The 7,171-nt window shown below is 59.0% G+C and carries 8 protein-coding genes and 1 pseudogene; 4 read left to right on the forward strand and 5 right to left on the reverse strand.

All coding sequences use genetic code 11. From position 1 onward, the window contains the following. On the reverse strand, window positions 1-255 hold a 255-nt coding region (locus JOZ76_RS03955; protein WP_291697322.1), incomplete at its 3' end, for a helix-turn-helix domain-containing protein. A 1,204-nt stretch (window positions 256-1,459) separates the two neighbouring features. On the opposite strand from JOZ76_RS03955, the gene JOZ76_RS38115 reads away from it, so the two are divergent. Genes JOZ76_RS38115 through JOZ76_RS03965 form a run of 3 tightly spaced genes read left to right on the forward strand, consistent with a single transcriptional unit; the run spans window position 1,460 to window position 2,239 of the window. Beyond that, a complete protein-coding gene (locus JOZ76_RS38115) occupies window positions 1,460-1,795 on the forward strand; it encodes a helix-turn-helix domain-containing protein (protein ID WP_366112948.1) in 336 nt (111 codons plus the stop codon). Continuing rightward, complete coding sequence (locus JOZ76_RS03960) at window positions 1,701-2,006, forward strand: hypothetical protein (protein ID WP_291697323.1); 306 nt, start codon at window positions 1,701-1,703, stop codon at window positions 2,004-2,006. The genes JOZ76_RS38115 and JOZ76_RS03960 overlap by 95 nt, the downstream gene beginning before the upstream one ends. Then, complete coding sequence (locus JOZ76_RS03965) at window positions 2,003-2,239, forward strand: hypothetical protein (protein WP_291697324.1); 237 nt, start codon at window positions 2,003-2,005, stop codon at window positions 2,237-2,239. The genes JOZ76_RS03960 and JOZ76_RS03965 overlap by 4 nt, the downstream gene beginning before the upstream one ends. Before the next feature lie 146 nt (window positions 2,240-2,385). Here the strand turns inward: JOZ76_RS03965 and cas7c are convergent, their stop codons facing one another. Genes cas7c through JOZ76_RS03985 form a run of 4 tightly spaced genes read right to left on the reverse strand, consistent with a single transcriptional unit; the run spans window position 2,386 to window position 6,066 of the window. Next, window positions 2,386-3,333: a type I-C CRISPR-associated protein Cas7/Csd2 gene (gene cas7c / locus JOZ76_RS03970; protein ID WP_291697325.1), complete on the reverse strand. Its 948-nt coding sequence runs from the start codon at window positions 3,331-3,333 to the stop codon at window positions 2,386-2,388. After that, entirely contained in the window at window positions 3,330-5,087 is a 1,758-nt protein-coding gene (cas8c, locus tag JOZ76_RS03975; RefSeq protein ID WP_291697326.1) for a type I-C CRISPR-associated protein Cas8c/Csd1, read from the reverse strand. The genes cas7c and cas8c overlap by 4 nt, the downstream gene beginning before the upstream one ends. Next, window positions 5,084-5,773 carry a type I-C CRISPR-associated protein Cas5c gene (gene cas5c / locus JOZ76_RS03980; RefSeq protein WP_291697327.1) on the reverse strand — a complete coding sequence of 230 codons (690 nt, stop codon included), beginning with the start codon at window positions 5,771-5,773 and terminating at the stop codon, window positions 5,084-5,086. The genes cas8c and cas5c overlap by 4 nt, the downstream gene beginning before the upstream one ends. Next, window positions 5,773-6,066 carry a phosphoadenosine phosphosulfate reductase domain-containing protein gene (locus JOZ76_RS03985; protein ID WP_441299970.1) on the reverse strand — a complete coding sequence of 98 codons (294 nt, stop codon included), beginning with the start codon at window positions 6,064-6,066 and terminating at the stop codon, window positions 5,773-5,775. Before JOZ76_RS03985 ends, cas5c begins: the two co-directional genes overlap by 1 nt. 589 nt (window positions 6,067-6,655) lie before the next feature. On the opposite strand from JOZ76_RS03985, the pseudogene JOZ76_RS03990 reads away from it, so the two are divergent. After that, window positions 6,656-7,171, forward strand: a pseudogene (locus JOZ76_RS03990) (beta strand repeat-containing protein); the annotation flags it as partial.

Consider the following 7,171-nt stretch of genomic DNA (forward strand, 5'->3'; position numbering starts at 1 on the left):
GAGTTTGGCCGGCGCACCCGGCGCGGGGACATTGATCAGACCATCAGGTCCTTGCTCGTTGAACCGGATCACCCAGTCGCGAAGCGTCTGCCGGTCCATTCCGCCGACTTTGGCGGCCTCCGTGCGCGAAGCGCCATCGAGCACGGCAGCGATCGCCAGAAGGCGTCGGACCTGGTCGCTGTCCTTTGCCCGCCGCGCCAGCCGACGCACCTCAACCGCTGTGAAATCCGTCCGAACCGCAATCGGCTGGCCCATGGCAACTCCCTCCCGTTGCCATGTTGAATCATCGATCTTCTGATTTGGGAATCCCCGTCGAGAGTCAGCACCTCGGCGAATTGGTATAAATCGCGGCCATCCGTGACATGCGCCAGCGCGCCGGCCTGCTCACCGGAAAGCGCAAGCCCGCGCTGTTCGGCGCGTAAGTCTGTCAGCATCATCGACCGCATGGTATGGGGAAAACAAGAGGCTCAACTGCCGCTTTTGTCACCAGCGATTCTTAACGCGCGGGTTTTCGCGGTCCGCTCGCCCTTTATCCAGACTTGGCTAGATGTTAATACAGGACCGGTCGCTCCTACCGTGGGCGCGGATTGAAACCTGAGCAGCTACACGACCGACATCCACGCGGTGCGTCGCCCCTTCCGCGGGGCGCGGATTGAAACCTCGGCCGCTACACTACCGACATCCACGTGGTGCGTCCCCCGTTCCGCAGGGGCGCGGATCGAAACCTCGGCACTCCTATCACCCCATCGTGGGCTCGATGGTCGTCTTGTTACGCGTTTGCACCAGGAGGTCACTTTCATTTGAGGGTCCTGACCGGAGCCAATGGCATAACGATGAACTCATGATTCTTGCCGAAGCGGCCGCACTGTTCCGGCCGACTGGTCTGCTTACGACAACCAGCCTTCGTACAGCCGTGCGCGACAGCACATTTGACGTCGCTGGGATCGGCCCAGAATCGATCGAGCTGAAGCTCCTGCCACAACTGCCCGGCCAGCCAGCACGCGCCCCGTTACCGAGTGCGCTCGACCCGCATCTCCGAAAAGACAAGGCCGAACCACGGAGGCATCGATTGCGATCGTCTCGCATCGACCCCTCGGGAGATCGGGCCAGCGTCCGCAGACGCCTGTCCTCGTCGAACACCTTGCTCGCCTCGCGCCAGGCGGACCGCGTGTGAGGAGTTGATTTCACCGAGATAGAGTACATACCGCTGCACCACCCTACGTGATTGAATGCTTGTCTCGACCGCCTCTCCGGAGTTCGCTGGGGAGATGCTCCGCGAGGAACTCGACGAGCTCTGGCGCGGCCGCGTTTCGGCCGACGCCAGAAGATGACCGCCGGTTACGCGGATGCGAAGGCGCAGTATCGGCACGCTAGAGCATGATGTTTTTTCCGGAATCGGGATTCCCAGCGAGGAGAATTTCTGATTCAAACTCTATGCTGGAAGAGGGGGCCAGCATGGATGACGCGACCCTACTCGGAAGACATACGTCAGCGGGCGCTGGCGTGGGCTGACGCAGGCGAGACCGTCCGTTCGATCGCAGAAGAACTTGAGATCAGTCCGTCCTGTGTGACGAAATGGAAAAATCTGATGCGAGAGACCGGAGGGATTTCGCCTGGCAAGATCGGCGGGCATAAGAGAGAGTTCTGTCTGGGCCAATGCCGACTGGCTGCGCAAGCGGATTCGCTCGGGGCCATTTACCTTGCGCAAGTTGACGATGGAACTGGCAGCGCGCGGGATCAAGACCGACGTCCGGGCGGTCTGGACCTTTGTCCATGCCGAGGGACTGAGCTTTAAAAAAAAGATCCAACCGGCCGAACAGGATCGCCCCGACGTCGCTCGTAAGCCGCTTCGCTGGAAAGCCCATCAGGGCCGGATTGACACTTCGCGCCTGGTTTTTGTCGATGAGACATTGGATCAAGACCAACAGGGCGCCGCTGTCGCGGTTGGGGGCCGTTTGGCCAGCGTCTCATCGCATCTGCGCCTTTCGGCCATTGGAAGACCATGACCTTGATTGCAGCGCTGCGCCACGACCGGATCAGCGCGCCCTGGGTCATCGATAGCCCCATCAATGGCGAGCTGTTCAGGCTGTACGTCGAGAAGGTGTTGGCGCCCACCCACGCCGGGCGAAATCTTTATCCTCGACAATCTGGCAGCCACAAGCGGCCCGCGAGGCTACTCACCGTGCCGCGGCGCGCTGAGCACAGCGTACGCCGGACCTTTCATCTCCCAGCCTCGTGAGCCACATGGTACTCCGCGGCGGTGCAAAGGTTTTCCGCCCAAGCTCCCTTGATGCGGGTCAGTGCGGCTTGGCGCAGGCAATAGACGGCGTGCAGGAGCGCGGAAATAGAAAGCGGGTTGTCCAGTTCAGCCGCGGGTGTTATTGCTTAAAGTACATTGACGATCTCTACCCCTACCGGCAACTCGTCACGTCGCACGGAAATCTCGTAATCCTCGTAGCGACGCGCTGGAGGGGCATTGTCGAGTCTGTTGTCGTCAAGAGCACATAGCTCACCATGGACCTTCCGCCAGACGCTAACACGGTCGAAGAGCTGGTGCGCCGGCGCATCACCCAACGCCGACGAATGTTTGAAGGCGACCACCCGCCGCGACGCCATCTCAGCGCGTGCCGCCGAGCGGTCATGCTCGAACATCGTTTTCAAGGCGTCGAAGATATGATCGAGATCTTCCCGTCCGAAGCCGGTGCGCTCGGCGAGCTTGGCATTGACAAATAAATGCGCCCGGTAAAGTCCGTAAGGCACCACGTGTTTTCGCCCCATGGTGCGGTTCTCGGTTCGCCTGTCACCATCCGCTCCCTTGTCGCGGTCCGTCTTTTCATTGGTCGCAGCCATCCGGGTGATCGAGACTTCTAGCGGAAGAATTGGCTCGATCGATTTTGCGAAGGCGACCTGCACAGGACCACGCACTTGGCCAGCATTGATACCAGTGCTCATCACGGCACCGAAGGCTCGAATGTCGAAGAAATTGTCACACATGAACTTGGTGAGTGCCCTTGCTTCTTCAGCACTTTGCGGATTGAGCGATTTCTCCTTGAGAACTTTGTCATTTCCATTGCGTACTGCCTTGTATGCTTCCCTATGCTTCTCGTTGAGGATTGAGCCATCCTGCACATAAATGCGATAGCCCGGCTCCTCGCCGCGCGCGAGCTCGGTATAGTTGCGGATCTTGCGCTTGAGCGAGACGTCGCTGACAAGACCGATGTTGGTCTCGGGATCCATGCGAGGCAAGTTTCCGGCGTCCGGATCGCCATTCGGATTGCCGTTAGTGACGTCGAACAGGAATACGATATCATAGCGATTGACGAGCGGGGTCATGTGGCGGCGTCCAGGGGTGTTGTCGCTTCGGCTTTGCGGAAGACCTCATTTCGCTCGTGATAGTAGCCGAGGCCGAATAAGGCTTGGCTCTTGTCGGGTAAGCTCGCGGGAAACGGATCTTTCCCAGGCTCCATCAGCTCCATAATCGCAGCAATCTTCTTCTCCAGAACAACTTTCAAACCCGGCTTCTGCTTGCCGACCTTAGACAAGTGATTGACCGAACCCGATTCAAGTAGATGAAATACCCTGCGGGGCTGTGCCGATGCGGAACCGTAGTATTTGTCCTTAATGGTGGCGCTGACGTCACGCCCCAGTGCCGCGGTTTGTGCCTGCTCGTACAGCGCGAATAGTCGGCCGAGCAGATAGCCTTGGTCGTTGCAATGAGGATCGAGCGCCACAGGCACCTCCATATCGAAGTTTCTCACCAAGAGCGACTTGAGCATCGCGACGCGCAATGCATTGACATCGTGATCGGCACGCAGCCGCATGATGATCGCAGACAAAAGAGTCCGCGGGTACGGCGTCCCGCAAAGGATCGCGCGCAGCCATTCGCCTGCGAGGTTTGGTTGGATGTTTTCAGACTTTCTCAATACCGCTGTCTCTACGAGCATGCGCCACATTGACGGCGTGGCCTCACGCGGCGGCGGTACGATACGCAGGCGCTCGACATGTTCCAGATAGCGACGGGTGATGACGCCGAAATCATCTTCCAGATAGAACCGGATTGACAGTCGCGCGACGTTCGGCGCAAGCCCGAGAATAAAGAAGCGCACGCCTGCCGGCAGATCTGCGCCGATTTCGGCAACTGTGCGACCACCTCGAATCTTCTGCAGCGCTTCTTTAACGCCCCGATTTCCGATCTTCTCATCGTTCGTGCCCAGGAAGCTGGCGAATAAATCCTCTGCTGCCTCCGCCGCATTCGGATCTCCCGCGTTCGCCCAGAACACCGTCGACGTATCGCCAATCTGGATGCAGTGACCGCTGTTGCGTTCAAGGAAGTGGTTCAGCGCAGTTGTGTAGGCAAAGGCAGCGGTTTCGGAGACTGGAGCATTGTCGCCTTGCTTACGGCCGTAAGAGTGGAAGGCGTCGAGATTGAAGGAGACTATCGAGCCTCCGGATGACTGCGCGCCCCAGACGCCTTTAATCGCGGGGTGCAACCGCGCCAGAGGAGCCCTTTGGCCGCTCACCAGGCAAATGGCCTTTGCATTCTTATCGCTTTCGGCGCATAGCTTCGACCACAGCTCTCGCGCCGCTGGCCTATCATGAATATACACATTGTCTGGCCGGTCGCTCTCCAATGCGAAAATGACGTTCTTATCTTTCATGTCTTCCGGCCAGTGCCACATCGCAAATCGTTCGGGCACCCAGGCTTCAAGAAAGCGGAGAAAGGCGACAAGTCCCTCATCGTTGGCCCCCAGAAGCCAGCCTCGATGACGTTTGACAAAAGCTTTGTGTGCTATGGCCGCGAGCTTGCCTTTCCCGGCGGTTACGCCGAGTACGTAGGCGGACTTGTCCCACAAAAAATTCGGCGCGATGCCGAACGTGCGCTTGGCCGGCCGGGGCACAATCGCTGAGAGGGGAATTCGCCTCTTTCCCTCGCTGCTGCGCAGATCCGTAGGCGTTCCGACCACCGATCCATCTGCGTTCAGCCTGATGAGGAAACCAATTTTTTGGAGCGAATAGCCAAACGCAGGCACTTCGCCCCGTGCGGCCATTCGCTCATAGGCGCGCGCAAGCGCAGCAAGCGCGCTCATCTCCGGATATCCGGTGAGTCGGGCGGCGGCACCCTCATCGTCCCGCGGTCAAGCGCGGCGCGGAAAAACAAGGATGAGCGGTCGACGGCGTGATCAATAGCGTACAGCATGAAACCAAGGTCGCGTGTCGCGCCGAAGCCAAGATCCGCAGTTTCTTCTTCTGGACCGGGCAGCGACGCGTTCGGCTCAATCAGTTCAAAGTGAGCGGGAAATTCGCGAGTCCCGAGGCAGGGCTGATGGAAGCACTGGCCTTTCCGGGCGCGCCGATTGAAAATGTCGAGATGTTTTCGGGGATTGTCACTCTGGTCCGCCCTCGACGTCAGCTCAAAGCGCGCGCAGATGACGTAGGCTACGTCTGCAAGAATGGTGGCTGCCCGCTGTTGCCGATTCTTCTCGATGAGAAGCTGAAGGTCGCCGATCTGATCACGCTTCATCGCTTTGCGAACCGCGGCGACAGGTATCTTGGCGCCGACTTCGTTGCGGCGGACGGATTGAAAGCGGATCGGTTTGAGGACACGGATTTCCTCGACAATCCATCTAATCGATGGCTTCCAGTGGATCGCTTCGAGGATGCCGCATGCGGCCGATGGCGTCATCACGTCATAGGAGACGCGCTCGACCTTCATTTCCGGGCGGGTGAAGCAGGCGTATTCGCCTGTAACGCGAAGCCTTACGCCGTGGGCCACTACTCTGCTCCAACCAGTTCCATACCGAGGCGGCTTGCGGTTTCATCGCGAAACGCGACCATTTCGCCAAAGTTCCAGGCAGTATCGACACGCAGCAGCGGAAAAGAGAGTTCTGCGGGATGGAACGCCTTCAGCGCGAGATGCAGCATCACGCTTGAGTCCTTGCCGATCAAATTGAGCATCACGGGCGCCCTGAACTCGGCGACCAACCCGCGCATGATCTCCATCGATTCGGGTTCAAGGCACTCCAGGTGCCGCGGTAGCACCTCGCTATCCCTCAATATAAGCTGCATGTTTCGACCTTCATCCGGAAAACGCCGACGATCCTGTCAGATCTTGTCACGACTAGCCAGTGTCGCGCGCGACCTGCCAGAACCGTCGACATGCGTCGGCGCGCACATGATCAAAGCTCTCACGAGAATGACATGATTGCGCAGCATCGTGTTCCCATCTGTCCTAATCGTGGAGAGATGTTGACCACCTCTCGGCAATCCTGTGGAAGCTCTGCGCATGCGCCGGGTGGCATTCTTCAATCTCGGTCCGCGTGAGACAGAGCCTAGGCCTTGTTTTGATAGCTTTTCCTGATACCCGAGGTGTACTGCAGCAGCGCAACAGCTCGCATTGCGGCGCGCGAGTGCCTTTCCTCGTCACCCAAACGCAACAGCCCCAATCTGCCCGAAGATCAACATATTTGCGGACTTCGGTGCACTTTTTTTGGCCCAATTAGAAAACGAATAATCCGCTTGTGATTGAGTGGCGCACGTTGAGAAATCCCCGCCAGCGCAATGATGGCCCGTGGGGGGCTCTTCAGTTCTACATGTCCTCGCCTTCCTGTGGAGAGCGCCTGGCAGGAGCCGCGAGGAAATCTTGGGGAGATGATTAATGGCAGCAACCAAATTCAACGCGACGGCTCTGGCGAACGGCACGTCGACGCTCCTTGTGCGTTCTCAGGCGCTCAACCTGTCGACCGATGTCGTTCAGGCCGGCGTCGTGTTCAACGATGCGATCCGCGCGTCGGAAGGCCTGTTCAACCTGGCGGGTAGCGGCAATCAGAACCCGTTCCAGGGTGCCTACATCACCGACCTGCATGCAGTTCAGAACGACATCGCTGCAATGCTCGCCGCCCCGGGCAACGTGACGCTCGGCGGCAAAGCGTTCAAGTTGAATGCGACAGACACTGCGGTGTTGACCGCCGTCCAGGGCCAGCTCACGACCCTGATCAACGCGGCGCCAAATTCGACAAATGCTGCGAACCTGACGGCAGCCGACGCGACGATCCATGCGGTGCAGCAGCAGATCCTCGGCGAAATCCACAACGACAACCACCTGTCGGCGGCGCTCGCCAACGTCACCTTCATGGCGACCACCGGTGCCAACGACGTCGCGTTCCAGGCAACC

Source organism: Bradyrhizobium sp. (assembly GCF_019244115.1).
Lineage (GTDB): Bacteria > Pseudomonadota > Alphaproteobacteria > Rhizobiales > Xanthobacteraceae > Bradyrhizobium.

Bases quoted from the DNA above. Each gene is read 5' to 3' on its own strand.
- cas7c (WP_291697325.1), bottom strand. From the start codon at position 3,333: ATGACCCCGCTCGTCAATCGCTATGATATCGTATTCCTGTTCGACGTC.
- JOZ76_RS03985 (WP_441299970.1), bottom strand. From the start codon at position 6,066: ATGCAGCTTATATTGAGGGATAGCGAGGTGCTACCGCGGCACCTGGAG.
- cas8c (WP_291697326.1), bottom strand. From the start codon at position 5,087: ATGAGCGCGCTTGCTGCGCTTGCGCGCGCCTATGAGCGAATGGCCGCA.
- JOZ76_RS38115 (WP_366112948.1), top strand. From the start codon at position 1,460: ATGACGCGACCCTACTCGGAAGACATACGTCAGCGGGCGCTGGCGTGG.
- JOZ76_RS03965 (WP_291697324.1), top strand. From the start codon at position 2,003: ATGACCTTGATTGCAGCGCTGCGCCACGACCGGATCAGCGCGCCCTGG.